Source organism: Bacillus sp. AFS037270 (assembly GCF_002585305.1).
In genome coordinates, this window is record NZ_NUNF01000030.1 from 43,931 (window position 1) to 70,592 (window position 26,662).

At 39.8% G+C, this 26,662-nt stretch carries 24 protein-coding genes, 1 pseudogene and 2 riboswitches; of the genes and pseudogenes, 5 read left to right on the plus strand and 20 right to left on the minus strand.

Going from position 1 to position 26,662, the window contains the following annotated elements; all coding sequences use genetic code 11:
* Position 1 precedes the first annotated feature (1 nt).
* From COD92_RS15100 to COD92_RS15155, 11 genes and pseudogenes are all read right to left on the minus strand, one after another.
* Positions 2-841 (minus strand): DUF4430 domain-containing protein, encoded by an 840-nt coding sequence (locus COD92_RS15100; protein ID WP_098531624.1) that lies wholly within the window; start codon positions 839-841, stop codon positions 2-4.
* Positions 842-892: 51 nt separating this feature from the next.
* Positions 893-2,710, minus strand: a complete 1,818-nt coding sequence (locus COD92_RS15105) for a DUF4430 domain-containing protein (RefSeq protein WP_098531625.1) — start codon at positions 2,708-2,710, stop codon at positions 893-895.
* A 131-nt stretch (positions 2,711-2,841) separates the two neighbouring features.
* A riboswitch (cobalamin riboswitch) is annotated at positions 2,842-3,028 on the minus strand.
* A 129-nt stretch (positions 3,029-3,157) separates the two neighbouring features.
* Positions 3,158-3,628 (minus strand): 6,7-dimethyl-8-ribityllumazine synthase, encoded by a 471-nt coding sequence (gene ribH, locus COD92_RS15110; RefSeq protein ID WP_098531626.1) that lies wholly within the window; start codon positions 3,626-3,628, stop codon positions 3,158-3,160.
* A gap of 26 nt (positions 3,629-3,654) precedes the next feature.
* A pseudogene (ribB, locus tag COD92_RS15115) lies at positions 3,655-4,281 on the minus strand (3,4-dihydroxy-2-butanone-4-phosphate synthase); the annotation flags it as partial.
* 30 nt (positions 4,282-4,311) lie between these two features.
* Positions 4,312-4,971 carry a riboflavin synthase gene (gene ribE / locus COD92_RS15120; protein ID WP_098531628.1) on the minus strand — a complete coding sequence of 220 codons (660 nt, stop codon included), beginning with the start codon at positions 4,969-4,971 and terminating at the stop codon, positions 4,312-4,314.
* Between the two features lie 187 nt (positions 4,972-5,158).
* Positions 5,159-5,305: riboswitch (FMN riboswitch) on the minus strand.
* A 120-nt stretch (positions 5,306-5,425) separates the two neighbouring features.
* Positions 5,426-5,896 carry a GyrI-like domain-containing protein gene (locus COD92_RS15130; RefSeq protein WP_098531629.1) on the minus strand — a complete coding sequence of 157 codons (471 nt, stop codon included), beginning with the start codon at positions 5,894-5,896 and terminating at the stop codon, positions 5,426-5,428.
* Between the two features lie 111 nt (positions 5,897-6,007).
* Positions 6,008-7,273 carry a CapA family protein gene (locus COD92_RS15135; protein WP_098531630.1) on the minus strand — a complete coding sequence of 422 codons (1,266 nt, stop codon included), beginning with the start codon at positions 7,271-7,273 and terminating at the stop codon, positions 6,008-6,010.
* A gap of 118 nt (positions 7,274-7,391) precedes the next feature.
* Positions 7,392-8,852, minus strand: a complete 1,461-nt coding sequence (gene katA / locus COD92_RS15140; RefSeq protein WP_098531631.1) for a catalase KatA — start codon at positions 8,850-8,852, stop codon at positions 7,392-7,394.
* A 291-nt stretch (positions 8,853-9,143) separates the two neighbouring features.
* Positions 9,144-9,344: a cold-shock protein gene (locus tag COD92_RS15145; RefSeq protein WP_098531632.1), complete on the minus strand. Its 201-nt coding sequence runs from the start codon at positions 9,342-9,344 to the stop codon at positions 9,144-9,146.
* A gap of 100 nt (positions 9,345-9,444) precedes the next feature.
* Positions 9,445-10,203: a Cof-type HAD-IIB family hydrolase gene (locus COD92_RS15150; RefSeq protein WP_480254346.1), complete on the minus strand. Its 759-nt coding sequence runs from the start codon at positions 10,201-10,203 to the stop codon at positions 9,445-9,447.
* Positions 10,204-10,345: 142 nt separating this feature from the next.
* Positions 10,346-10,651, minus strand: coding sequence for an iron-sulfur cluster assembly accessory protein (locus COD92_RS15155; protein ID WP_098531634.1), 306 nt, complete (start codon positions 10,649-10,651; stop codon positions 10,346-10,348).
* 378 nt (positions 10,652-11,029) lie between these two features.
* On the opposite strand from COD92_RS15155, the gene qoxA reads away from it, so the two are divergent.
* The 4 genes from qoxA to qoxD are packed head-to-tail and all read left to right on the plus strand — an operon-like array spanning position 11,030 to position 14,864.
* The gene (qoxA, locus tag COD92_RS15160; protein WP_098531635.1) at positions 11,030-11,998 is read left to right on the plus strand and encodes a cytochrome aa3 quinol oxidase subunit II; all 969 of its coding nucleotides are present in this window, start codon (positions 11,030-11,032) and stop codon (positions 11,996-11,998) included.
* The gene (gene qoxB / locus COD92_RS15165) at positions 11,998-13,974 is read left to right on the plus strand and encodes a cytochrome aa3 quinol oxidase subunit I (protein WP_098531636.1); all 1,977 of its coding nucleotides are present in this window, start codon (positions 11,998-12,000) and stop codon (positions 13,972-13,974) included. The genes qoxA and qoxB overlap by 1 nt, the downstream gene beginning before the upstream one ends.
* Complete coding sequence (gene qoxC, locus COD92_RS15170) at positions 13,964-14,569, plus strand: cytochrome aa3 quinol oxidase subunit III (RefSeq protein WP_098531637.1); 606 nt, start codon at positions 13,964-13,966, stop codon at positions 14,567-14,569. The genes qoxB and qoxC overlap by 11 nt, the downstream gene beginning before the upstream one ends.
* A gap of 1 nt (position 14,570) precedes the next feature.
* The gene (gene qoxD, locus COD92_RS15175; RefSeq protein ID WP_098531638.1) at positions 14,571-14,864 is read left to right on the plus strand and encodes a cytochrome aa3 quinol oxidase subunit IV; all 294 of its coding nucleotides are present in this window, start codon (positions 14,571-14,573) and stop codon (positions 14,862-14,864) included.
* A gap of 71 nt (positions 14,865-14,935) precedes the next feature.
* Here qoxD and pssA read toward each other — a convergent pair whose 3' ends face one another.
* From pssA to COD92_RS15190, 3 genes are all read right to left on the minus strand, one after another.
* A complete protein-coding gene (gene pssA / locus COD92_RS15180) occupies positions 14,936-15,637 on the minus strand; it encodes a CDP-diacylglycerol--serine O-phosphatidyltransferase (RefSeq protein ID WP_176541289.1) in 702 nt (233 codons plus the stop codon).
* Positions 15,638-15,933: 296 nt separating this feature from the next.
* A complete protein-coding gene (locus tag COD92_RS15185) occupies positions 15,934-16,707 on the minus strand; it encodes a TerC family protein (RefSeq protein ID WP_098531639.1) in 774 nt (257 codons plus the stop codon).
* A gap of 266 nt (positions 16,708-16,973) precedes the next feature.
* A complete protein-coding gene (locus tag COD92_RS15190; RefSeq protein WP_098996428.1) occupies positions 16,974-18,509 on the minus strand; it encodes a carboxypeptidase M32 in 1,536 nt (511 codons plus the stop codon).
* A gap of 171 nt (positions 18,510-18,680) precedes the next feature.
* Here COD92_RS15190 and COD92_RS15195 point away from each other — a divergent pair, with 171 nt between their 5' ends.
* The gene (locus COD92_RS15195) at positions 18,681-20,750 is read left to right on the plus strand and encodes a peptidoglycan D,D-transpeptidase FtsI family protein (protein ID WP_098531641.1); all 2,070 of its coding nucleotides are present in this window, start codon (positions 18,681-18,683) and stop codon (positions 20,748-20,750) included.
* A gap of 68 nt (positions 20,751-20,818) precedes the next feature.
* On the opposite strand, the gene COD92_RS15200 is transcribed toward COD92_RS15195, so the two are convergent.
* The 6 genes from COD92_RS15200 to COD92_RS15225 form a co-directional block, all read right to left on the minus strand.
* A complete protein-coding gene (locus tag COD92_RS15200) occupies positions 20,819-21,274 on the minus strand; it encodes a (2Fe-2S)-binding protein (RefSeq protein WP_098531642.1) in 456 nt (151 codons plus the stop codon).
* A gap of 16 nt (positions 21,275-21,290) precedes the next feature.
* Positions 21,291-22,130: an FAD binding domain-containing protein gene (locus COD92_RS15205; RefSeq protein ID WP_098531643.1), complete on the minus strand. Its 840-nt coding sequence runs from the start codon at positions 22,128-22,130 to the stop codon at positions 21,291-21,293.
* The gene (locus tag COD92_RS15210) at positions 22,117-24,447 is read right to left on the minus strand and encodes a xanthine dehydrogenase family protein molybdopterin-binding subunit (protein ID WP_098531644.1); all 2,331 of its coding nucleotides are present in this window, start codon (positions 24,445-24,447) and stop codon (positions 22,117-22,119) included. The genes COD92_RS15205 and COD92_RS15210 overlap by 14 nt, the downstream gene beginning before the upstream one ends.
* Before the next feature lie 24 nt (positions 24,448-24,471).
* A complete protein-coding gene (locus COD92_RS15215; protein WP_255286721.1) occupies positions 24,472-25,488 on the minus strand; it encodes an XdhC family protein in 1,017 nt (338 codons plus the stop codon).
* Positions 25,489-25,822: 334 nt separating this feature from the next.
* Positions 25,823-26,185 (minus strand): hypothetical protein, encoded by a 363-nt coding sequence (locus COD92_RS15220; RefSeq protein ID WP_098531645.1) that lies wholly within the window; start codon positions 26,183-26,185, stop codon positions 25,823-25,825.
* 146 nt (positions 26,186-26,331) lie between these two features.
* Positions 26,332-26,589: a hypothetical protein gene (locus COD92_RS15225; RefSeq protein ID WP_483295677.1), complete on the minus strand. Its 258-nt coding sequence runs from the start codon at positions 26,587-26,589 to the stop codon at positions 26,332-26,334.
* Positions 26,590-26,662: the final 73 nt, after the last annotated feature.

Genomic DNA, 26,662 nt, shown 5'->3' on the forward strand with positions numbered 1-26,662 from the left:
ATTATTCAGTATAGTAGCATGCAATCTGATCACCATCTTTAACCTTTATGACTCCGATGCTCTTGGTAATACTAAGACCATTGTGTTTAAATACCCAGCCGCTTTTTGCACCATAGTCAAATTCATAGATATTGTCAATTCCTTCGATATAGGCTGTTGCACCGCTGCCTGTGGAATCCACTACAATCCCTTTTGCTTTCGCTGCTTGCTTCACCACATCAAAAATAGTATACCCATCTTCTATTTTTACCTTTGAAGCTGAAAGGATTGTCCCGCGGTCTTTAGGACCTGTAATAGATATTGTTACCGTAGCGACAGGCTTTGGTGCAGTGACCGCCGGTTTAGGAGCTGGAGTTGAATTGGTTGTAGTGCTTGGTGCCGTGCTAGTCGTTTTACTTGTTGTCGTTCCGGTAGTTTTTTGGGTTGTCGTCCCTGTGGTTTTTGTTGTTGTCGTTCCGGTACTTTTTGTTGTTGTTGTACCTGTGGTTTTTGTTGTTGTTGTTGCCGTATTTTTACTCGCTGTGGAAGACGTGTTGGCTGTTGGCTTACTTTCAGCGGGATTTTGCTGAGCAGGCTGTGAGCTTTGTTCGCTCTCCGTTTTCACTTCAGCCGGCTGTTCCTCCTTTGTTTCAGGTGAAGCAGCTGTCGTTTTCGCTTGTTCTACAGAAGTTTGTTGGTTTGTAACTTGCTCTGTATTATTTTCTGCTTTCGCTGTTACTTCAACAGTTTTTGTTTCTTTTTTGGAATCCTTCTCTGCACTGTCAGTTGAACTACAGCCAACTAAGTTAAAGATTATAAATAGAATCGATATAAAGGAAGTAATTTTAAAAAATTTATTCATGTCCTGCCTCCAATCAATCCCCTCTTGGAAGCCAAGAGGGGATAATGGTTTTTATGCGTTCTGTTTTCTTTGTCTTAAATAAATGAAACTACCTGCAATCATAAGCAATAGTCCAAGAGCTACAAGATTGTAGATATTTGTGGCTGTATTTGGAAGTGCATGCCCAGTCTGATTGGTTGTCTTCACAACAGTAGCTGTAGGAGCAGCTTGTTCTGTCGGAGCAGCCTGTTCTGTCTGAGGCGTTTCAACAGCAGGTTTCTCGGCTACAGGAGTTTCCGCAGTTAGATTGAAATGGTATAAAGAGCCTTTACCTGCTGTAAATAACTGATAGGCAACTAATCCCTGAATCGCTTGAGAGGTCGTGAATGGATCACTCTCATCTCCGCCCTGCCAGTCAAAACCGCCATCTTTATTTTGGAATGATAGCAAATATTGAACAAGGCCGCTATTATCTTTTGAAAAATCACCGCTGTTTGCATCGATTCCAAGAACTGATAATGCGATCATCACTTGGGCTGCAGTTGAGCTATTATCGATTTTGGAAGCCTTGTACTGAGTAGATAGATACTCGACGGCTGCCTCAACCTTTTCCTTTACACCGCCTTGATCCTTAAATGGTGCAAGTGCAGTTAAAATCATTGCTGTCGTATCTATATCACTTGTGGTGCTTTCGTCCCAAGCCCAGCCGCCATCACTGTTTTGTCGTTCAGTCAAATAACTGATGAGTTTGGCTTTTGTCCATTGGGCCGTAGATGGTATTGTGAAATTGGCACTGTCTAGAGCTACTAGGGCATATGCAACTCCATTTAAACCTTGTTTTGTTACATTTCCATTATAAATTGCTTCTATTAAATTATAGCCTTCTACATTTGTCGGATTGCCGCCTGCAGCTAAAATCCCTAAAGCATATCGTTCTGTATCTGTAATTCTTGAAAACTTTCCTTGTTTTTCTTTTACAATGGCTTTTACATCAGAAAGGTAGTTTTTAGGAATTTCTTTTCCTGCTTGTTTCAAGGCAATTACCTGCCATTCACCAACTTGGTTTTTTAGTACGTAAGCACTTGAAGTGTTCACAGCTGTTTGCAAATCTTGAGCTGTAACTGTTCCAGTAGTTGGAGTTGACGGTGTTGTTGGTGTTGTCTCACCATTACCTCCATCTCCTGGTGCTGGTTCAAAGGATTCAAGTTGAAAACTTAACTGGTTACCATTTTGCAGCTGATAGCCCTCTGCACCAACGGTAGCCATTTTCCCATCTACATAGAATGCCCAGTAGTTAGATCCTTCCGCTTTAATTCCTTTAAGAGAGGTAATCATCTTTCCATAGTTTGTTTCTTCAAAACCAACCTGATCAGAACCCAAGGCTGTTTGTAAAAGCTGAAAGGCATTTGGACTTCCGATTACTTCAATGGATGAAAGTTCAGCAACTGTATTCTTTTTATCATCAACAACTTTCAGTGAAACAGTGGATTGTGCTGGTTTCGTAAAATCGGTTAGTCGGTATGTTATTTTGTCACCATTTTGAAGGACATAAGAATCCGGTCCCACTTGTGCTGAGATTCCATTAATAAAGAATGCCCAGAATTGGTTTTCCCCCGCTTTTACTCCATTAATACCTGTGAGCATTGGCCCGTAACTGCTATCCGTATATTCGAGATTATCTTTACCAACCGCATCGATCAATGCTTCGGTAGCCGTTTCTTTCTCAGCCAATTGGAGTGTCTTTTCTGGAACTACCGGTGTGGAGTCTAGTCCAAGGACTGTAACAGTACCTTGTTTTGCCTCTGCCGCAAATACTGGTGTTTGCAAGCCGTTTGTCAGTACCATCAAAACTAACAGCATAGACATCCAAAGATTCTTTCTTTTTAGCATTCTACTTGCATTCCTTTCATTATAAAAATAGACATAAAAAAATCCCCCTATTGAGGAGGAGGAGTGTATGTACGTTAAGCAGAAACAAATAAAAACGTTCCTATTCTTAACACTCTCCTATCCGCGTAGGCTTTTGGTGTCTAAAACAGGCAGGTTTCCTGGCTCATAGTCATTGCTTCCTATGCCTTCCCATCTTTCGACAGTGGCATCTATAGGTTGCTCCCATTTACAGTGGCGGGACCGCGTTGGCATTCAACCAACTTCCCTATTAAGCTTAGAGTCTAGTAAGACTTAAGCACCTATTTACCGTGCTATTTTTTTATGATATGACCATTATATAGATAATTGGTTTGGTTTGTATATACCTTATATAAAAAACAATGATATTTCAGAATAAAAACAGGCGTTAGATTTGCCTGTTTTTACTCTGTTGTAAAGCTAAACATTTTATTGTTCGATATTTCGGATCAAGTTCGCCATTTCAATCGCAGACGTTGCTGAATCCCAGCCCTTATTACCTGCCTTTGTTCCAGCACGCTCAATCGCCTGCTCGATTGAATCTGTTGTAAGTACTCCAAAAATGACTGGAATTCCACTCGCTAATGCAGTGGCATTAATCCCTTTAGCCGCTTCGTTACATACATAATCAAAGTGTGGTGTTGCACCGCGGATAACTGTTCCTAGTGTAATTACAGCATCATATTTTTTACTGAATGCCATTTTTTGGGCAATTAGCGGCAGTTCAAAAGCACCTGGAACCCAGGCAATATCTACGTCAGATTCGCTGACACCATGACGTTTTAAGGCATCTTTTGCACCATCTAATAATTTACCTGTAATAAACTCATTAAATCTTCCTACAACAATCCCTACTTTTAACCCACTACCTACTAAATTACCTTCGAAAATATTCGACATGATGATTCCTCCAATATAATTTTTTAATCCGCCTTGGTTTTTAAAGGACTTTCTTTTTTGCTTATATACTCAATCAATGCTTTGATGGTAATCATTTTTATGTTCAAATGATCAGCTATTTCTCTAAGCTGTGGTACGCGGGCCATGGTGCCATCTTCATTCATAATTTCACAAATAACCCCGGCCGGTTTAGCACTGCATAATTTCGCAAGATCTACTGCAGCTTCTGTGTGCCCGTTTCTCTGCAAAACGCCGCCTTTTTTCGCGATAAGCGGGAACATATGCCCCGGACGTTTAAAATCTTCCGGTTTTGCTTCTGGATCCAGTAAACTTAATACAGTTGCAGACCGTTCATAAGCAGAGATTCCTGTCGTCGAAAACTTATGGTCAATACTTACCGTAAAAGCCGTCCCATGATAATCTGTGTTGTGAGCGACCATTGGCGTTAAGTCTAGTTTCTCAGCTAATTCTTCCACGATCGGAACACAAACTAGTCCTCTCCCATGCGTAACCATCAAGTTAATGACCTCAGGTGTTGTTTTTTCCGCTAAGGCGATAAAATCCCCTTCATTCTCCCTGTCTTCATCATCACAAGCTATAATAACCTTGCCAGCTTTTAAATCGGAAAGGGCTTCCTCAATTGAATCAAACATGTGATCACTCCTTTTTCATCATTTTAATGCTTAATAAAATCCGTTTTCTTCTAAAAAACTTTGGCTGATTCCCGACTTTTTCTTTTGAGGCATATCATTGCCAGTATTTTTTATAAAATGGCTGACATATTTGCCAATCATATCGCATTCCAGATTGACGATATCGCCTGGACCCTTTAGACCTATAACAGTTTCTGACAGGGTATGAGGGATAAGTGAGAGTGTAAAACTACTTTCCGAAACATCAAATACAGTTAAACTTGTCCCGTCGACCGCAACAGAGCCTCTAACAATAACAAATCTTAAAACTTCAGGATCTGCCTCTATTTCGTAATAAACTGCATTTTCTAAGGCTTGTTTTCTTTTAATAACCCCGGTTCCATCAGCATGTCCGGAGACAAAATGCCCGCCAAATCTGCCGCCTGCAGCCATTGCACGTTCCAAATTAATCTTTGTCCCACTTTTAATGTTATTTAAGCTGGTCGCTTTAACTGTTTCCGGCATGACGTCTACTGTAAACTGCTTTCCTAAAATAGAAGTAACCGTCAGGCAGACCCCGTTTACAGCAATGCTGTCACCAAGATGTATATCTTGTAGTATTTTTTCAGCCTCTATTGTTAATACATACGAATTGGCTGTCCGCTGAATCTTTGCTACTTTACCTATTTCCTCAATGATTCCGGTAAACATAATCCTTCTTCTCCTTACTTTGGCTCGGGCAAGATTCGAATCCCATTTTTACTAGATCCACGCTATATAAAATACCTTCAGAGTATAAAAAAGACCCTAAAGAATAGAATTTCTTTAGGGTCTTAAAAATGACAATAGGAAATAAAGGGTATAAATGGGCAAATTTCTCCCTAATCATAACCCACTATTTTTCCTTCTCCCATCCAGACTTTAACTGTCGGCTCTGGAGTTTCACCAGATCCACCGTTTAACATTAAGTTAAACGGGTCACGGACTAAGAAGCATTGGCTTCATCACCGCCGGTTAGGAATTTCACCTGACCCCGAAGGAAATATTTAGCTTTGTATATAATGTTATTATACTAAAAAGAAATAGTAAAGGGAAATGCTTGAAGACAAGTAATGTCCATCTTGACATATATTTTATAAAAGGAGTCTAAAAAACTCCTTTTTAACTATTCCTTATAGGTTCTAACCGGTACATAAATCTCAAAATATAAGTCTCCTGACATATTTTGCTGCTTATGCTCTTCTTTAAAAATTTCTAACCCTAAGGCGTGGTAATCCTGTTCATAACCATATTCTTTCATCCAATTGAACAGTTGTTGATATGTTTTTTCTACTTCTTCCAGGCTTCCTTTATGAGTAGTACAGACATAGTTCTTTCTCGGAATTGAGAAACCAACCATTCCCTCTGGTACATTCTCGATTTTCCCAACAGGTTTTGTAACATAATAAGTAAACTCTGTTTCACGGCTATGGAATGGCGCAATCACAACAGGTTCGTTGGTCAGGCAAGAAACTTCCTCTAAACGATTTTCCATTTTGTTAAAAAGATTTGGGATTGTTTTTACTTCAGAGTATGTACCTGTCCAAGCTATACCAACCACTTTTATTTCTTCTTTCTCTACCACCTTAATCCCCAATTTTAAGACCCCCTTTTTTTACTACATACTATTCTTATAATTCGGATAATATCATTAAAATCCTTCCGAAAAAATTCGACGTTATACAAAAATTTTTCTGGAAAAGTTTTTTTAAAAATTTGAGTCTGCTACGGTTGTATTTCCAGAAATATCCCCATTGTTGATTGTCAATCCGCCATAGGACAATCCTTGCAGTTCATTCCAAACGGCCCGTTTATCTTGGTCACTTTGTTTCACGATTTGGTCCTGCAATATTCTAAATGGAACAAAAGTCATCTTCGTCTCCTCTTTATGAATATCTATATGAAGGATGCCTGTTTGGGCAGCGTTCCCTTTTATGTAGTTGGGGAATAGAAAATTCCCAAGCGAATAGGCAATAGGCTTTCCTTTGTAATATTCAAATCCCTGCAATACATGGGGATGACTTCCAATTACCCCATCAGCACCAGAATCAATCATCTTCTTTGCCCACTCGCGCTGAAATGGCTCAGGATTACGTTTTGTTTCAACACCCCAATGGATAAACACAAATAAGAAATCTGCGGTCGGCTTTTCCTTTTTAATCGTCGATTCGATCAGACTTAAATCATACCCATTTGCAAGGCCTGGTTTTGTATCTGATGCTACCCACGAATAATCAGGAAGTACCCTTGAAAAAGCCAATATTTTTACTGTTTTTCCTTTTAAAGTATATGTTTTTGCCCTATAGGCTTCTTGTTTATTTAATCCCCCGCCGACATAATCTAATTGATACTGCTTTAAGGAAGCAACCGTATCCATAAACCCTGATAGTCCAAAATCAAGAGAATGATTATTAGCTAAGCTGACTAGCTGGAATCCCGCATTTTTTAAACCTGACAAGGCGAAGGGATCCGAACGAAAGGTATATTGTTTTCCTTGTTTAGTCCCACCTGTTGTCACAGACGTCTCTAAATTAACTATGCTAAGATCACTTGAAGATAGTTCCTCTTTTATATGTACAAAAGGATAGTCTGCTCCCTTTTGCTTGACCGTTTCCTTCACCGACCAATCCATCATTGCATCCCCCGCGAATGTTAATCGGATCGGCTCATCGAGAAAGACTTTATCTTTTTGCTCGGCAATGTTCATCCTATTTTTCAAAGGGGCTTGTTCCATCATCGTATACTGTTCATAAAACGTTCCGCTGGGTTTGTCTATAATGAACTCTTGATAGAATCTTCCAAAAATTCTCTTCGCAAAGGAATGAATGGAAAAGGAAGAATTATCGAAACTAGTCAAATTGTTATCTTTAGATAATTTTTTTACCATGCTGTTTTCCTTCGCATGGACAGGCCAAGCTATTCCGCTGAAAAGCAGCAGTAAACATAGCAAGGTGAAAATAAATCTTTTGTACATTAAAACAACTCCCCCTATCTAAAAACTAGTTTAATAAGGGGATTTTAAAAATACTGTCGGAATTTGTTGAAAATAATAAAAAACAGGCTATTCCATAAAAGAACAGCCTGCATCCGATTTATTTTACTTCCTGTGGAATCGCCAATCCTAATCCTTTGGCCACTCTCTCGCCGTATTGTGGGTCAGCTTTATAAAAGTGCTGAATTTGACGTAATTTAATATCCTCTCTCTCTACCGGTTTCATAGCCCCTACTACGGTATCAACTAATCTAGTACGCTCATCTTCCGACATTAAGCGGTATAGATCACCAGCTTGGGTATAATGATCATTATGGTCATAAGCAACCTGCGCTGCAGCACCAGTAACTTCAAAAGGTGTTTGTCGATGTTCTGGTACTTCCTTTGGACCGCCATAGCTGTTTGGCTCATAGTAAACAGATCCGCCGCCGTTATTATCAAAGCGCATTGCACCATCACGCTGATAGTTATTTATTTCTGCCTTTGGACGGTTAATTGGCAGTAAGTTATGGTTAGGACCGACCCGGTAACGGTGGGCATCAGAGTAGGCAAATATACGACCTTGAAGCATTTTATCAGGTGATGCTTCGATTCCTGGTACCATTGTACCTGGCGAGAATGTGGCTTGTTCAACCTCTGCAAAATAGTTTTCAGGGTTGCGGTTTAAGACCATTCTGCCAACCTCGATTAAAGGATAATCTTTATGGGACCACACTTTTGTGACGTCAAATGGATCGAACCGATACGTATTGGCATCTTCAAATGGCATGATTTGAACATGCAGCCTCCATGCCGGGAAGTCTCCGTTTTCAATTGCATTATATAAATCTTCTGTATGATAATCTGGATTTTCACCAGCTAATTTCGCCGCTACATCTGCAGACATGTTTTTAACGCCTTGTTCACTCTTGAAATGATATTTAACCCAGACTGCTTCTCCATTCTCATTTACCCATTTAAAGGTATGGCTTCCATATCCATTCATATGTCGCAATGTTGCTGGGAGACCACGGTCACCCATTAAATAGGTAACTTGGTGCAAGGATTCAGGTGATAAGGACCAGAAATCCCAAACTGCATTTGGGTTTTTCAAATGGGTTTTAGGGTCTCTTTTTTGTGTATGAATGAAGTCCGGAAACTTAATTGCATCACGAATAAAGAAGATTGGTGTATTGTTACCCACCAAATCATAGTTTCCTTCTTCCGTATAAAACTTAACCGCAAAACCTCTAGGATCCCGGACTGTATCAGCAGAACCCAGTTCACCGGCAACGGTGGAGAAGCGAATGAACATCGGCGTACGTTTACCAACCCCATTAAATAATTTTGCTTTTGTATATTTAGACATATCATTTGTTACTTCAAAATATCCATGTGCACCGGCACCCTTTGCATGAACCACACGCTCTGGTACACGTTCACGGTTAAAATGTGCTAATTTTTCTAGTAAGTGGACGTCTTGTATTAAGGTTGGTCCGCGCGAACCAGCCGTCATAGAATTTTGATTATCGCCGACAGGGGCACCTGTTCCAGTTGTTAAATGTTTGTTCGTATTACTCATTTAATCACCTCGTAATCTATTTTTTAATACTTAACTAGATTATAATATATTTTTAGTGAAAATCAATACTAAATTATAATAATTATAATCTGATAAAAAATATAAAATATAACCTGTACTCACTATTACATTCGTATTAAAAAAAGAAGGACGTTATTCCCAATTTAAGAAATAACGTCCAAAAATTTTACTTATTAAAGGATATATTAAAATGAATCAGTGATCCATGAGGATGAATGGAAGAAAATCAAAAAACAGACCCCTTTGTAAGGGTCTGTTTTATTGATAGGTCTATTGTTTTTGAACGTTGACGGCTTGCGGTCCACGTTGGCCATTTTCGATTTCAAATGTAACCTCTTGACCTTCATCCAAAGACTTGTACCCTTCGCCTTGAATAGCTGAGAAATGAACGAATACATCCTCTCCGCCTTCGCGCTCAATGAATCCAAATCCTTTTTCGCTGTTAAACCATTTTACTTTACCATGTTCCATTTTCTTTGTAGCCTCCTAGCACGTAGCCATTACATAATTTTGCAAAATTTATTTGCAAATCTAGTTTTACCAAAGTAATAATCCTTTATACAAATAACTTTTAATTATTCGCAAGAACCCATTTTTGTATGGCTTTAGCTACCCCATCCTCTTCATTTGTTGACGTAATCCAGTCTGCTTCTTCTTTGACCACATCTTGGGCATTTCCCATTGCAACTCCTAGTCCAGCCTCTTTGATCATCATTAAATCGTTTCGACTGTCGCCAACTGCCATTACATTCTTCATTTCGATTCCTAACCTGGAGCAGACAAGCGCTAGCCCGCGCGCCTTATTAATTCCGGCTGCATTTACTTCAATATTTTTTAACGTGGAATTCGTTAATTCAAATTCACCTCTTGAGGTCAGTTCGTTAAAAACCAGTTCCCTAGTTGCATCATCTTCAATCGTAAAGCCAAATTTCAACCAGTCCAGAGTATGAAAATCTTCCGGCATTTCATTGTGCCAGGTCCTTTGTGTATTAATGGCCCAAAACTTAGTTTTATGTAGTTTTGACAGTTCCCACATCCACTGAATATGCTCTGTATTGACAAGGTTCCTTTCAACCAGATCTCTTTTTTCATCATAAATCTCACTGCCATTTACTGTTACTAAGTAGGAGGTGAGCTCTAAATCATCCGCATGTTCTCGAACAGTAAGTATAGAACGCCCCGTACTTAGAACAACGATTATACCTATATCTTTTGCAGCCTTAATCGCTTTACGATTTTCCTCTGAAACTTGGCCTTTATTATTTAACAAAGTCCCATCCATATCGAGCGCAACTAACTTGATTTCAACATCATTCTTGAAGTTTTCCATTATTGTCATAAACTCCCTTCTCCCATGTTCCTTTATAAGATAACATTTTTATTAGTAACATTTCAAAAATACTCTCTAGTTTACATAATATAGTTATGGTTAAATAAAAAATCCTGCTCTAACAGCAGGATTATAAATGTTATTAATGATGGTGATGGTGTCCGCCTTTTGATGGGTTGGTAATGAGCCATTCCTCTTTTGGAACATGGAAAAATTGGATCCAGACTCCATCTAGGTACTCATCACTTTTATCAAGGATAAAATCAATATCTTTATCCGTTTTGACAACTTCATCATTTTCTGTGGGTGTGTCAAGCATCAAGTCATAATGGGCATGATCTCCGTGCATGCTTGTCACATATACACGAAATAGTTTGCCTTCTGCCTCTTCACTTTCCACAATCTTTTTCAATTCTTTTGCAGCATGGCGATTAATTTTTACCTTCATTTTGCGCTCTCCTCTATTATGTATTCTTTTTTATTATCCCACGATAAGACTAAATTAGACAGTTTTAAACGCTAAAACCCTTTATAATAAAGGAAAATTGGAAAATCCGCTTACCCGATTCCAATTAATTTCCATATTAGCATTTTAAATCCTTAACAAATTTGTCACAACTTTTTCAAAAAACCTATATAAACATCATGGCGTAATTGTTAATATTGTGATAGCGAAATTGAGTTGCTAATGAATATCAGTTAATAATTAATTTAAAATCAATTGCTTGTAATTTTGAGGTAAATGTATTATTCTATTGAAGTTTGTGAATACATTCACGTTGAAATTGTGAACAAATGAACAAATTTATTGGAGGGAATTACGAACATGGTTAGAAAGATCTTTATTGTTCCACTATTGGCTTTATTGCCTGTGCTGCTGCTAAGTGGATGTGATTCAAAAATGGTTGTTTTTGATCCAAAAGGTCCGGCAGCAAGAGAAATTCTTGGCTTAATTAACTGGTCATTAGTCTTTATGGCACTTGTGGTAGTTGTGGTATTTGGTTTATTCGGATATATCGTTTGGAAATACCGTGCAACACCTGAGAATAAAGACTATGAGCCACCAGAGGAACATGGCAGTACCAAATTAGAATTAATTTGGACCTTTATCCCAATTCTAATTGTCATTGCCCTCACGATTCCTACTGTATCTACGATTTACAAGCTTGAAAAGGTTCCGGCTGGTTATGAAAATAAAAAGCCGATTACGATTAATGTGACCTCAGCTGACTGGAAATGGATTTTTAGTTATCCTGAACAAGGGATTGAAACTGTCAATTATGTAAACATTCCTGTCGGCACACCTGTTAAGTTTAAATTAACATCTGCAGGCACAATGCAATCGTTCTGGGTTCCACAATTAGGCGGTCAAAAGTACACCATGAATAAAATGGAAACAGAATTGTATTTAACTGCTGATGAAGTTGGGGAATACCTAGGCAGAAATACGAACTTTAACGGAAAAGGCTATGCGGATATGGAATTTACCGTGGAAGCTAAGAACACTAAAGACTTTGAAAAATGGGTAAATGAAGTTAAAGACACTGCTCCTAAATTGACTGAAAAGAAATATTATGAATTGCTGAACCCAACACATTTAGGACGTGAAACCTACGTCGGTACACATCTGCAATGGGTTGACCATTCACAAATGAACTCTAAAACTTTTACTAATCCAAAATTATATGAAGTTCATGGCGTAAAAGGCCAAATTTTCAAGGATGAAGAACCATCCACTGAAACTTCAAAAGACTCGACGAATACGACTGATAAATCAAATGGAGGTGAACATTGATGAGCATTAATTGGCATGATTTCTTTATCGTCGGCAACCCGCTCATCCTAGGTTCCCAGATTGCTATTTTACTAACGATGATTGGTATTGTAGCAGGTGTTTCTTATTTAAAAAAATGGAAGTGGCTTTGGCGCGAATGGCTAACCACTGTAGATCATAAACGAATTGGGATTATGTACATCCTTTCTGGTGTTTTAATGTTTTTCCGTGGTGGTGTAGATGGTCTTCTAATGAAAGCCCAAACCTCACGTCCGGAATTAAAGTTTTTGGATGCACAGCATTACAATGAAATTTTTACGACTCATGGCGTTATCATGATTCTTTTTGCAGCGATGCCATTATTAATTGGTATCATGAACGTTGTTGTTCCATTACAAATTGGCGCACGTGACGTCGCGTTCCCTCAATTGAATGCACTAAGCTTTTGGTTATTCTTTGCAGGTGCGATGCTTTTTAACATCTCGTTTGTTGTGGGCGGATCACCTGATGCGGGTTGGACTGCTTACTTCCCTCTTGCCGGTAAGGAATTTACTCCAGGCATCGGGAACAACTATTATGCAATAGCCTTGCAGATTGCGGGTATCGGTACCCTGATGACAGGGATTAACTTTGTAGTAACAATTTTAAAAATGAGAACAAAAGGCATGGGCCTTATGAAAATGCCAATGTTTACTTGGACTTCTTTTATTGCGTCTGTTATCATTGTATCGGCCTTCCCAATATTCACAGTTGCCCTTGCGTTGATGACTTTTGACCGTATTTTCGGTACTCACTTCTTTACATTAAGCGCAGGCGGTATGGATATGATGTGGGCGAACCTATTCTGGTTATGGGGACACCCTGAGGTTTACATCGTGGTACTTCCAGCATTCGGTATGTTCTCTGAGATTATTTCAACTTTCTCTCATAAACAGCTTTTTGGTTATAAATCAATGGTATTTTCCATTGTCGGAATTGCAGCATTAAGTATGTTAGTTTGGGTTCACCACTTCTTTACAATGGGTTCAGGCCCTGCCGTAAACTCAGTTTTCTCGATCACAACTATGATGATTGCGATCCCGACAGGGGTTAAAATGTTTAACTGGTTATTTACGATGAGAAAAGGCCGTATTCAATTTACGACAGCGATGCTTTGGGCACTAGCGTTTGTTCCTTGCTTTGTCATCGGTGGTGTCACAGGGGTTATGCTTGCGATGGGTGCAGCAGATTATCAATATCATAATACCCTATTCCTTGTAGCACACTTCCACTATGTATTAATTCCTGGTGTTGTGTTTGCGGTATTCGGGGCTCTATATTACTGGTGGCCAAAGATGTTCGGTCATATGTTAAATGAAAAACTTGGTAAGATTCATTTCTGGTTATTCGTAATTGGTTTTAACGTAACATTTATGCCAATGTTCTTCCTTGGACTTGATGGAGCCGTACGTCGTGCGTACACCTTCTCTGCTGAATCAGGATTTGCTCCATTGTTCTTAGTTTCTGCTATTGGTGCGGTTATTTTAGCCGCTGGTTTTGCAGTTCTTTGCTATAACATTTATTGGAGTGCTAGATATGCTGACCGTAATATTTCTAACGATCCATGGGATGCTAGAACACTAGAGTGGGCAACTGCTTCACCTGTTCAATTCTATAACTTTGCTAAACAACCAGAAGTAAAGTCAATCGATGCTTTCTGGTATATGAAAAAGCATAATGAAGGTCTTACTTTGAAAGAAGAAGAAATTGAAGAAATTCATATGCCTAGCAATTCGGGCTTGCCATTCTATATGGGCGTTATCTTCGGAATTGCCGGTTTCTTACTTGTCTTTGAATGGAAAATCGCTGCCCTTGTGGCAACTGTTGGAATCCTTGCAGGTTTAATCGTTCGTTCTTTCGATTATAATGACGGCTTCCATGTAAAAGTAGATGAAATTAAACAGATTGAAAAGGCATGGCGCGGTAAAGATAAAGGGGTGAACAACCATGTCAGCTAATGTAAATACAGCTCTACCACTTGAATATCAAACAGAACAAAACCGTATGAACATTCTTGGCTTCTGGATTTTCCTAGGAGCCGAGATCATCCTTTTTGGAACTCTCTTTGCAACGTTTTCAGTATTGAATGCAAGATATGCCGGCGGCCCTACCCCGCATGAACTTTTTGAAATAAAAGGTGTCATGATTGAGACCATCTTGCTATTAACAAGTAGTTTTACCATGGGTCTTGCTATTTATGAAATGCGCCGGAGCAATCGTAATGGGTTAATTCTATGGTTTGTCATTACCCTGCTGCTGGGTGCAGGCTTTGTATTCTTTGAAATAACTGAATTTATTCACTATGTACATGAAGGTGCAACATGGACTACAAGTGCCTTCCTATCAAGCTTCTTTGTCTTGCTTGGTACCCACGGTCTTCACGTTAGTATGGGTATTGGCTGGGCAACAATGGTTATTATCCAATTACTGCAAAGAGGTTTAACACCTGTTACTGCACGAAAGACGTTTATTATCGGGCTATACTGGCACTTCTTGGATGTTGTTTGGATCTTTATTTTCACATTTGTGTATTTAGCAAGGATGGTGGCATAAGATGGCTAAAAATACAAAAGGATTTCCTATAACTCACGTCTTGGGCTTTATCTCTTCGTTGGTACTCACCTTCGCAGCCCTTTTCGTAGCCTTAAAAACATCCCTTTCCTTCAAAACGATTTTATGGGTGATTGGCAGTTTAGCGGTTATCCAAGCGGCCCTGCAGCTCTTCATGTTCATGCACTTGAACGAAGGTGAAGACGGTAAATCAAATATGATCAACATCGCTTCCGGAGTATTCATCGCATTCGTAGCGGTAGCTGGATCTATTTGGGTCATGTCATTTGGAATGTAACCATTAATAAAGGTGACAGGCACCATGTGAATTCTTCACATGGTGCCTGTCACCTTTTCTTTTGCTTTTACTTATTTTGTTGTGTGTTTTCTTTTTGTCCGGACCATTTGGTAACCGATGAAGGCTACATAAAGCGGTATTGCGACATAAATAAAATATGGAAAACGGTGCTGTTCTTTTTTAAAGACAATATAGAGTGCATAACCCAAGAAAAGAGTTATGATAATTCCGTATTTCGGCAGAGGTATTTCCTTTAAGCTCGGGATTTTAATCGTACTCACCATCAAAATACATAATACAAAAAAGGCAATCACAAAAATGAAACCTGGCATTTTTAATTGAAATAACGTTAAAAGAGTTAATAGCCCACCTGCTGCTGTAATCGGAACACCTGTAAAATGTTTTAGCGACGACTTAACAGCGTTGATATTAAACCGAGCTAACCGATAAGCGCCAAATAACGGGAATAGTCCGGCAACTGCCATCCCAAGAATGCCAAAGGAAGAAAAGTACGAATAATAGGCCATCATCGCAGGTGCAACTCCGAAGGTGACTATGTCAGCCAAGGAGTCCAATTCCTTCCCTAATTCGCTATCTGCCCGCAACATTCGGGCAATTCGCCCATCCATGCTGTCAAGCATCATACCAATCAAGATTAAAATTGCAGCATTCTTGTAATCCCCTTCTGCAGAGTTCATTACAGATAAAAAGCCAAAAAATAAATTTGCAAGTGTAAATAAGTTAGGAATACTGTTTCTAATAATATGTATCACTCCAAAAAAATTAAAAAATTAGGCAGCTTTGCCTTTAATACTTCTTATTATAACGCTTTTCTTTGTAAAAGTGGAAAAACAAAATGGTAGTCCTTACCTATCGCCACTGACAAGATAAATGTTAATCCTATCTATAATATCTCTTTTACTTTGAATAGTATGTGAAACAGAAACTGACACTAACTTAAAGAATAAGAAAAGCGTAAGGCGCCTGGAGCTGGACAATTCTCGAAGTTAAATTTATACTTTCTTATCTTTAAAAGAAAAAACCCGCCAATTGGCGAGTTCCCCCTTTATCAAACATTTACTTTTTTTGTTTCCCGCTGCTCTTTTGAGAAGAACCATCCTGCAGCTGCAATTCCAACTAATACTAAATAAAAGCTTACTTTCCATTCCGTAGAGTGAGCAAATTCTTCGTTTAATATTGCCAATGATGGATGTGAAAGTGTGTAAACGGCAAGCTTCACTCCTACCCATCCAACAATCGTAAAAGCTGCGATTTCAAGACCAGGTCTCTTTTCCAAAAGTTTTACGAATTGATTTGCGGCAAAACGCATGATTACTAAGCCAATAATCCCGCCTGCAAATATGACAAGGAATTTACCGCCATCAAGCCCACCGATATTTGGCAGCGGCGTGTCAGGAAGAACAACCGCCATCGCGACCGCGGCCAAGATCGAATCAACAGCAAAGGCAATATCCGCCAATTCCACCTTCAAAACTGTTGTCCAAAATCTGCTGTTCTTCTTAGTTTCCATTTCATCCTTTTCTTCTGATTTTTCTTTTACAACTTTACGGAAAATATGGTTAGCGGCCATAAAGATTAAATACAGTGCTCCAATGGCTTGAACCTGCCACACGTCTACGAGAAACGAAATCACAAATAAAGATGCAAAACGGAACACAAACGCTCCGGCCAAACCGTAGAATAACGCTTTTTTTCTGTCTTTTTCCGGAAGATGTTTCACCATAATCGCGAGGACGAGGGCATTGTCTGCTGCTAATAGTCCTTCTAGAGCCACCAAGATGAGTAAAACCCAGCTGTATTCCAGTAATAAAGTAAAATCCATTCAAAATTCCTCCTAAGTATTGATTTTTTTCAAATACTCCCTCACGCCATAAAAATAGGCCTCTACTGTAACAGTAAAGGCCTAAAAAAACACAGAAAAGACCTTTACAGTAAAGTAAAGGTCTTGCTAACAACGTTCATGTTGCCAATAAAGCCGGAGAAATAAATTCTCGAAATGACGACTTTATTGTAGCAGCTACTCCCCTTTAAAAGGAAATATTTAATTACTATTAATATACTAAACTGTAATAAAAATGTCAACGCTTTTTATAGGCAATATATCTCTGTATATTTTTTCTCCAGATAATCAATCAGGTAATCTGCATTTAATTCCTCACCTGTTACCTTAACGATTAACTCATTTGGTGTATAGAGTTTTCCATACTGGTGGATATTCCCCTTCAACCATTCTTGTATAATCTCAAATTTGCCCTTTTCAATATTGCTGTAAAGATCTGGAATGTCCTTTTGAACCGCGCGGAGAATTTGGGCTGCATATAAATTCCCTAATGAATACGAAGGAAAATAGCCGATTCCGCCGAATGACCAATGCACATCCTGCAAGACCCCTTCTGTATCAGTCCCAGGCGAAATCCCTAGGTAATCCATCATTTTCTGATTCCAAACCGCCGGTAAATCCCTAGCTTCAATCTCTCCGCCGATTAAGGCTTTTTCAATTTCATAGCGCAGCATGATATGCAGATTATAGGTTAGTTCATCTGCCTCCACACGGATCAAGGATGGCTGAACGGTATTAACCGCACGATAAAATTCCTCAACAGTCACATCTTTCAATTGCTCTGGAAAATACTCATTAAGCTTTGGAAAAAAGAAATGCCAAAATTCCCGGCTGCGCCCTATCATATTTTCTAAAAACCTTGATTGTGATTCGTGAATTCCAAAGGATGCCCCACTCTGCAGCACGGTTTCTTCATAAATAGGATTGACATGCTGTTCATATATACCGTGTCCTGCTTCATGGATCGTCCCAAACAATGCCGAACGGACATTTTTTTCTAAGTATCGTGTTGTTAATCGGACATCCCCAATATTTACTGTCTGCGCAAACGGGTGGACGGTTTCATCAAGGCGGCCTGCCTGCATATCAAAACCAATCAGTGGTAAAATAAACCGATTAAAGGCCTTTTGTTTTTCAATATCAAATGATTGATCGAACACTTTCACTTTTGTAGGCTGGCCATTTTTTCTGATTCGTTCTAATAATTGCACACTAGATTCCCGTAATTTTGCAAATAACGGATCCAATCTTTTCACCGTTAATCCCGGCTCAAACTCATCAAGCAGAGCATCATATGGGTGTTCATTATAACCATATATTTTCGCAAACTGGCGTTTGTAGTCAATAATTTTTTCTAAAAAGGGCAGATAACTGGCAAAATCATTGTTTTCCCTTGCTTCCTCCCAAGCATCATTTGCCTGTGCAGTTAAAATACTATATTCCTTGAAAAGATCAGCGGGTATGGCTTTAGATTTTTGATAATACGTCTTATATTCACGCACCTTTGCCCTTGTCGCTTGATCCAATTGAGAATAATGTTTTTCTAAAGTTAGCGTTTCTAACAAATGGCCCATTTCTGGTGAAACTGACAGTTGAAAGATTTCGGTTCGTAATGTTCCAGTCGCTTTGGCAAAAACGTTCCGGCCTTTTTTCGGTGCTATCACCTTTTGATCCCAATCTGCTAAACCTAAGATACTTGAGTAATGCGTTATTTTCTCGTCTAGAATTTTAAATTGTTCCATTGCCTTTTGCAATGATGATGGTTGAACCACTTTCTCCGCCATTTTTAGACCCCCTTACCTGATATCTGCAGCATCTCATTTATTATAAAGTAAAAATTTAAATAATGGTAAAGTTTTGAAATACTTACTTTTTTTACTTTTGGTTGTACCTATTATTTCTAATAGGCATAATAAGAAAAGGAAAATATTTGGAAAAAAGGATGTGTTACCAACTTGGAAAATCAGAAAAAGAAAAAATCTCATTTTCCTTTTCGTTTAAATATGCTTTTTTTTAGTGTGTTTTTTCTATTTTCCATATTGATACTAAGACTTGGTTTTGTCCAAATTGTTTACGGAGAAAACTTCAAAAGAGATTTGGAGAGAAAGGAAGACATAACTGTAAGTAATCCGGTCCCAAGGGGAAAAATTTATGACCGGGATTACCGGGTGGTTGTTGATAATATTCCAAAAAGTGCGATTACCTTTACAAATGTAGGTTTTAGCCAGTTGGAAATGATGCAAACAGCTAAAAAATTAGCGCATCTCATCGAGAAAAAAACAGATATGGTGACCGAAAGAGATAAACGGGACTATTGGATGATGAAATACCCCGAGCAGGTTAACACCAAAATTACCGAGCAAGAAAAGGCTTTGTATCGTGCCAAAAAACTAACAGATAGTGACCTCTATCAATTAAAACTAGACCGGATCACAGCGGCAGAATTAAATCGATTAACAGAAAAAGATCTTGAGATTTTAGCGATTTATAGGGAATTCAGCAAAGGCGTTAAATTTATACCGGTGATCGTTAAAAACGAAGGAGTCTCTGAGAAGGAATTTGCTGTTGTAAGTGAGAATCTCCAATCCCTTCCTGGTGTTGAAACTACAACTGATTGGGACCGTTCCTATGCCTTTGAAAATACGTTAAGGTCTGTTTTAGGTCACGTGACCAAATCAGGGGATGGACTCCCCGCCGATCAATTAGATTATTTTCTGGCTAGAGGTTATAGCCGTAATGACCGGGTTGGGAAAAGCCAGCTAGAGATGCAATATGAGGATGTCCTGCACGGAAATAAATCAAAGGTGAAAAATATTACCGATAAAGAAGGCAATGTGATTGAAACCGAAACAGTGTTACCAGGTAATAAAGGAAAAGACCTTGTTTTATCCATCGATATGGATTTGCAGATAGCCGTTAATAAAATTATTGAGGAAGAGCTTTGGGCAGCGAAAAGATGGCCTGGTACCCGTTTAACCGACCGAGCCTATGTGGTTTTAATGGATCCGAAAACTGGCGATGTACTGGCTATGTCAGGAAGGAAAATCGTGAAGGACTCAAAAACCGGGAGAACTGAAATGATGGATGATGCCCTGGGAACCTTTACGACGACCTATAGCGTAGGGTCGGCTGTAAAAGGAGCTACCATATTAACCGGCTATAAAACAGGGGCCATTTCACCTAATACTTATTTTGATGATAGAGGGATCAAAATTAAAGGCACGCCTATTAAAAAATCCTATGCTTATTTAGGTCGGTTAAATGAAATTAATGCCTTAAAAAAGTCGTCTAACGTTTATATGTTTCATACTGCTATAAGGATTGGCAAAGGGTATTATGATTATGACAAGCCCCTAAATTTCGCCAATAAAATGGCTTTTGAAACGATAAGGAGTTCTTTTGCCTCATTCGGCTTAGGAACAAGGACTGGAATTGATTTACCGAATGAGCAGACAGGTTTTAAGGGTCAAAGTAAGCTGCCGGGATATTTGCTTGACCTTGTGATTGGACAATATGATACCTATTCGGCCATGCAGCTAGCCCAATATGTTTCAACGATTGCCAATGGGGGCTACCGAATGCAGCCGCATATCGTTAAACAAATCCGAGAACCTGCCCGTGATGGAGAGACGCTTGGGCCTGTATGGAAAGAAATTAACCCTACAGTCCTTAATACGATTGATGTAAAAAAAGAATGGCTCAAACGCGTGCAAATAGGCTTTAAAAAAGTAATGCAAGAACCTGGCGGAACTGCTTACAAGTTTTTCGAAGGTGCCCGATACTCTCCTGCCGGAAAAACAGGAACCGCTCAGGCCTTTTATGATGGGCCCCTGCGCAGTCGTTTTGGCAAAGAACCACCGCCTGTAATGAATTTAAGCCTTGTAAGTTATGCTCCAAGTTCTAATCCAGAGGTGGCGATGGCCGTTTTAGTTCCATGGGCATACGACGGCAAAGAGGATAATCGAGCAAATCTTAAAATTGGCCGTCGTGTATTGGATACGTATTTTCAGATGAAAGGCAAATAGGGTGCATTATCGCACCCTATTTGACCTATTGAAAAAAGCACCAATCGGGTAGACAAACTCACCAATGCTTACCTCTTCCGCAACACTGTTTTGACAGCTTTTTCAATCTCAGCATAGCTTGTGCATCGGCAAATATTTGATTCCAGCCATTCCTTTATCGTTTCATCATCGGCATCGGGATGCTGTTCGATTAACGAGTGACAGTTCATTATAAAGCCGGGCGTACAATAGCCGCATTGAAACGCAAAATTTTCAATAAACTCTTTTTGTATTGCAGTCCCATGAAGACCTTCAATTGTCGTCACTTTTTTCCCAGCCGCTTCGACAGCCAGCATTAAGCACGACTTCATCGGCCATCCGTCAATATTAATTGTACAAGCACCGCAGTCCCCATTTAAACAGCCAGGCTTTGCGCCAGTCAGGCCAAGATAGCTTCGAAGTGCATACAAAAGAATATCAGCTGGACTGACTAACAAAGTATGACTTTCACCATTCACATCTAACGTTATGGAATAAGATCTCAGGGTCCTCTCCTCCCTATTAATACTGTTCCCTATCTAGGGTTTCTAGCGCATCCAACAGCAAATTCCGCAGGACAAACAAACGATATTCACTGGAACCCTCTATATCATCTAAAATAGGCTGAGGCAATGCAGCAATGGCTCCTTCTACCCTTGTTTCAATCGATTGCCCCCTGGTATTGATAGATTCCTCCACTGCAGGTGACCGGAACGGAAATGGGCATAAACCGCTGACAGCTACACGAATTTTTTGATCGATTTTTAAGGCTGCCAACGTAATCAACGGGTAACCTGTTTCCCATTGCTGCCTTCGTTTAACCGTAAAGTAAGGGGCCTGTATATAACGATTTTCCGTAGCCGTTTGAACTAAAAATTCTCCCTTATTCAAACGTAAATGACCTTGAAACACATCATTAATTGGCACCATTTTTTTCCCCTCAGTCCCAATTATCAAGACCATGCTTTCGGCTAATAAAAAGGGCAGAACCGCTTCCCGGTAAAAAATCTGCGCGCAAATATTGCCGCCCAAAGTAATTTTCCCGCGAGCTGAATGATCTGCGATTTCACTGGATGTCTTTGTTAATAGCGGGAAGAGATTTGCTGCTTCTAAACCCGTTAAAGTGAGTGAACTGCCGAGCAATAAATGGTCTCCAAAAACTTGCATAATATTACATTCCGGAATTCCTTTAATATCAATAACAGCCTCCGTGTAGGCTAAGTCAATTCTTCCAAGGGTTATTAATTCAGTCCCTCCAGAAAAATAAAACGGCTGCTTCCCCTGTTGATCTAATTTTTGATATAAATCAACAGCCTCATTTAATGTTTCTGGACGATAATAATCAAAATCAAAGGGAAGCATGATGAGATGCCTCCTTTGCCCTCCAGATTAATTCCGGAAGGAGCGGAAGATTCCGAAGCGATACACCTGCTGCGAGTGATAATGCATTCCCAAGCGCCCCTGGCATCCCCATTAAACCATGCTCTCCGACACCCCGGGCTCCGTATGGCGCGTCTATCTGCGGAGTCTCCACAAAACCGACAAGGTATTCAGGATGCTCTCCGTACCTTAGAGGCCTATAGGTCCTGAGCTGGGGATTCAAGACTCTTCCTAACTCGTCAAAATAAAATGTTTCTCGTCCTGCAAAAGCCAAGCCCATGCTCATCGCTCCCATCACTTGACCAAGGGCAGCTTTTTCGTTCATTACTCTCCCAATATCCACTACTGTACATGCTTTCAGCACACGATACGTATAATCCCTTCGATCTAATTCTATTTCAACCCCATAGGCTGCGACGGTCCAATCCGGACCAGGCTTTCCTTCACCTGTTTCCGGATCTAAATGCGTCAGGTGGCGTAATATAAATTTTCCTCTGCCAATGATTTGACCTCCGATTGAATTTCCGTTCGGGTATTGGTACCCGTAACCCACATCTTTAAAATCAAGCCCAATCGAAGGATCATCCCGCAAAAAAACACGGCTGTTGGCTACCTCAATATCCTCTTTTGGAGCTCGAAGGACACAAGAGGCAATCTCCTTTAACTGTTTTATCACATCCTCCGCTGCATTAAGGACGGCTCTTCCTCCCATGTAAGTCCCTCGGCTGGCAACGGTTTTCCAGTGTTCCGGTGTCGTTTGCGTATCCACTTCCATTCGGACATGGATTTTATCTATGTCCATTTTTAGCCTTTCGGCGAGGATTTGAGCAAGGATGGTCTTTGTCCCTGTCCCTATTTCAATGACACCAGACATCAAATTAAGACTGCCATCGCGGTTGAAGGTAATGATAGCCCCTGATGGAGCGTTAGGGTCTATGGTTGAAGTTTTCCAGCTGCAGCTTACACCCTTTACCCTAACAAATCGTTCATCTATTTCCTTTATGGCTCCTTCATCCCATTTAATTAATTCTCGGGCCTTCTGAATGCATTTTTGCAGGTTACCAACATTGCTTTTATTCAGCATAACCCTTGTCGGCGTGGTATGGCCTGGCATGATTGCATTGATATATCTAAGATCATACGGGTCCATATTTAATCTTTGAGCGAGGATATCCATTGTCCGTTCAATGCAAAATGACAACTCCGAATGGCTAAATCCCCGAAATGGAGAGGCATACGGATGATTGGTATACATGCAGTAGGAATTACACCACACATTTTCAATATTATAAGGACCGGTGCAATCCACGGCTCCTGATCGCGTTACATCAATTGCCTTATCTGAATACGCACCGCCATCCCATAAATATTGAATTTCTGCTGCTGTTATTTTCCCATTCCTGTCTGCCCCTAGTTTAATAGTGGCATCTAGTCCGATGTGACATGGGGAAGTGATGATATCTTGTTCCCGTTCATTTAATATTTTGACTGGCTTTCCTCCGACCGCCTTAGAAGCAAGGTATGCAAGGACCTCCAACTGTACAGCGGCTTTGCCTCCATAAGCTCCGCCTACCAATGGAGTATGGACTACAATCTTGCCAATATCCTCCTTAAAGTATTGGGCTATAAGCTCTTTGACCATAAATGGAGCTTGTGATGAGGTCATAATCATGATTGTCCCATCCGGCTTGATTTCGGCGGTTGCACATCTTGTTTCTATGGCTGCATGATCAGAAGGTGCAAAGGAAAAGTTCTCTTCCACTACGATTTCACTCGCTGCCCAGCCCGCTTCCATATTCCCTTTACGTATTTTAATAAGGGTGGCGATATTTGTCCCTGGAACAGGGTGGGAATCTTTATCTTTATCATAGTTTCCAAGCCCTTCATGGACCAGCGGTGCCACTTCTTTAAATGCCTGGGTTGGCGAATTGACAACTGGAAGTAATTCATATTGAACCTTTATTAAGTCCGCGGCCTTTTTTGCCTGGGCAGGGGTATCTGCTACAACAAGTGCCACGGGTTCACCATGGTACCGAACCTTATCAACGGCTATTGGCGGCCGATCCCTGATAGCCTCACCTGTTAATGGGAAATGCTGGCCAGCAAGGATCGCTCTGACACCGGGGACTTGGGATGCCTCTATTGTGTTAATATAGACGATTTTTGCATGACCATAGGGACTGATGACCATTTTTCCGGACAGCATTGGATTATTATAATAATCGTTCGTATACTTTGCACGACCCGTCACCTTTTCAAGTGCATCTTTGCGGATAACACTTTTCCCAATAACCTCCACAGTTCAACCTCCTAACACTTGTTGCTAATCTGGAATGGTCCAAAGCAATTCTATTCTTTCGTGCAACGGTTTTCTCCATACTTCAATCATTTGTGCCATTACACTAACCGCTATTTCAACAGGACCCTTTGCACCTATTGCCACACCCATTGGTGAAAATATCCCTCTCGGAATGTCCTCGCTATTTAGCAATCTCCTTGTTCGTTCTCTTGGTCCCAAAACACCTAAGTATCGAATATTTTTATTTAGGATTCTCGTCAACAATTCTTGGTCTCTTTTGAATTGATGGGTCATTATGACAACAAAATCATAGGGTGAAAAGGAAATCTGTTGAAGGAGATCGATAGGAAAACCTTGCAGAATTTTGGCTGCCGAAGGAAAATGTTCTTTCTGGCAAAATGTTTCCCGCCAATCACAAACCACTACTGAAAAACCGGTTTCAGCTGCTAATGAGACAAGTGGTCTTGCATCTGGTCCTGCACCGAAGATAATTAAGCGCGGCTTAGGATAAAACGTTTGTTGAAAGACTGCCGAGCCATCCCTTGTGATGCTGCCGCTTTTAGAAGTAAACTCGATCGTCGGAAGCGGACCCGACCAGTTTCCAAACGGCTCCCCATCTTCCTCGATAAAAACATATTCCCCGAGATCATCCAGCTTTTTTAAAGCAATAACAGGCTTATGCTTGCTAAGAAGTTCTTTAACCATATGAAGATCCTCTGTTAATTGCTCGGTAACCGGTTCGATTAAAATATCAATCGTGCCATTGCAGCCCGCCCCTTGCCCCCAATCCAAATCATCCTCCATATACATATCGTATTGGAGAATTATCGCCTCTTGTTTCTTAAAGACCTCCCTCACTTTTAAGGCCAGGTCCTCTTCCAAGCAGCCGGCTGTTAACATTCCTTTTTGAGTTCCATCTGAAAAAAATAGCATTGAGGAACCTTCTTTTTTGTATGCAGAACCTTCGACACCGATGATTGTTGCTATGACTTTTTCCTCAGGGTAATCAAGAACATCTAAAATTTGATAAAAATCCTCCACACTTTCCCCCCACTTTTAGATTTATAAATTCCCTATTGTTATTTATATTAAGAAGTAAGCTATTCCTAGAATGAAATCTTTATTAATTAATGACGGAAAAATTCCGAAATTGGCCCTTTAAATTATCTATTAAAAACCTTCTTAAACTATTAATTAATCCTTCATAGTTTGTTCATATTTATCTATTAAGATATAAATAGGTTCTCTTAAAGAACCTTTTAACCTCCGCCCCCCTTAATATAGATTAGGTTTTAACCTGCCCGGCATTTGCCGGGTCATTTTTTTTGCTTAAAAAGAAAAGCACGCACATCGAAATGTGCGCGCTTATTTTTAATTAGCGGAATGAATGAGATTGGTGTTGTTGAAATGTTTGGGTTTGAAAAGCAGGATTTATATTTGTAACTGTTTGATATCCGAATGTCCCCATTTGTCCCGTTAATTCTCTCTCCAATTGATTACACTGAGCAATAACTTCTTGACAGCGTTGAATCGCCATCTCATGCCCTTGTAAGCTTTGTTGAATCGTTTGAACCGCCATTCTTTCTTTTTGCAGCATTTGCTCGAGCATACGAACATTTTGCTGCTCATTTTGCAGCATTTGCTGGTATTGCTGATTACTTAACTGTGTTTGCTGGATAAGTTGCTGCGAGAGTTGACGGCATTGATTAACGTGTGTAATCGTATGTTGAGTGTTCATGTATTTACCTCCAATTTTTTGGATATCAGATGCAATACAAACCCTTAAGAATCAACGGGTTGAACCTTCAACCCAAGATTATATTTCGCACTTTTAGAGGTTTTCATTCGGAACAAAACTTCCAATAAATGTGTGGAGTTATCATATTATTTTAGTGAAAAAATAAGAAAAATAGATGTACCCCACATAATGATTGCAGACAACTTATTTAACATAAGAATGAATGTCCCTGATGAGTCAAGCTTACCGATCATTTTTCCTGCTAATGCCAAACTAAAAAACCAAATCCACGATACAAGAATACGGGAAAGCATAAAGATTATTTTCGCAGTATCAATATAGGCTAACGAACTTGTTCCAATCACACCAATCGTATCTATGATGGCAACAGCAAACACAGACATTTTGGACGCCTAAGGGGAGAATGAGCCCTAACGCTAGTAAAAAGCCATGAATCGCAGCACTTATCATGATGAT